The organism is Treponema sp. (genome assembly GCF_045657965.1).
In the GTDB taxonomy this organism is placed as follows: domain Bacteria; phylum Spirochaetota; class Spirochaetia; order Treponematales; family Treponemataceae; genus Treponema_D.
In genome coordinates, this window is sequence record NZ_JAZOUG010000016.1 from 1 (window position 1) to 1489 (window position 1489).

At 37.0% G+C, this 1489-nt stretch carries 1 protein-coding gene and 1 tRNA gene; both read left to right on the forward strand.

Annotated elements, in window-relative coordinates:
• Positions 1-1285 (forward strand): CCA tRNA nucleotidyltransferase (locus ACKI5B_RS00375; protein WP_407424971.1); only part of this gene is annotated, 1285 nt, incomplete at its 5' end.
• Positions 1286-1354: 69 nt separating this feature from the next.
• Positions 1355-1427 (forward strand) — tRNA-Phe (locus tag ACKI5B_RS00380).
• Positions 1428-1489 lie beyond the last annotated feature (62 nt).

Here is a 1489-nt window from a genome sequence, read left to right on the forward strand (position 1 = left end):
CGACTGGGATATTACAACAAATGCAACTCCAGAACAGATGATTAAAATATTTCACAGAGTAATTCCCACAGGCATCGCACACGGAACCGTTACAATTCATTTTATGGGATGCGATATCGAAGCAACAACTTTCAGAAGTGAATCAGGATATTCAGACGGTCGTCATCCGGATAACGTAACCTTTAATGCAACTCTTGAAGATGACCTTTCCCGCCGAGATTTTACAATGAACGCAATTGCTACAAATCTTTCAGACGGAACAATTATAGACCCTTTCAACGGTCAAAAAGATATAAAATCCAAAATAATCAGAACCGTAAGAAATGCAAAAGAAAGATTTCTGGAAGACGGATTACGTCCTATAAGGGCACTAAGATTTTCCAGTCAGCTGGATTTCGAAATCGAAAAAGAAACATATGAAGCAATAAAAATTCCAGAAGTTCAGGAGAAAATTAAATCAATTTCTTTAGAGCGCTTTAGGGATGAATTTATAAAAATATTGCAGTCGAAAGAACCCTCTGCTGCCCTTCACCGTATGGAAGAAACTGGTATTCTACAGATTTTTATTCCAGAACTTACCCGATGCCGTAACTGTAATCAGGCTGATATCCGCGGTTATCATGTTTTTGATGTCCTGGATCACAATCTTTATGCCTGTGACGGAGCTCCCCGCCAGAATCTTAATGTACGTCTTGCTGCTCTTTTTCATGATTCCGGAAAGTATGAAGCAAAAACAATTGAAAAAGTTGAAAATCCTTCTGTTGATGGAAGCAGCTGTGAAATAATTCATTTTTATAAACATGAAATCTATTCAGCGAAAATAGTGAAAGATGTACTTTTCCGCCTGAAATTTCCTAATTCAACAATTGAAAATGTTGCACATTTAGTTGAAAATCACATGTTTCATTTTGAAGAAAACTGGACTGATGCTGCGGTAAGAAGATATATCGTAAAAGTAAAGCCGGAATATCTTGATGATATTTTTTTGCTGAGAATTGCAGATATGTATGGAAAGTATCGGAAAATGCCGGAAGCTTCAAGTGAAGGAATGAAAAAGCTTTTACTTCTTCAGGACCGTGTTAAAGATGTTCTTTCAAAGCAAAATACACTTTCATTAAAAGATTTAGCTGTAAACGGCAATGATTTAATAAAAGCAGGAATTCCTGCTGGAAAAAAACTTGGTTTTATTTTGCAGGAGCTTTTTCAATGCGTTCTTGACGACCCTCAGATGAATGATAAAGAAAAGCTCTTAAATGTTGCAGAAAAAATTTATAAAAAAAATTAATTTTTTTATAAATACCTGTTGACATTTTTTTAACAGAAGTATATATTTAACACCGTCACATGACAACAAGCCGGTGTAGCTCAGTTGGTAGAGCAGCAGACTGAAAATCTGCGTGTCGTTGGTCCGATTCCAACCGCTGGCAGTCCTGCGGCAGTCATATAACGGCTCATTATCTCAGCCTTCCAAGCTGATGACGAGGGTTCG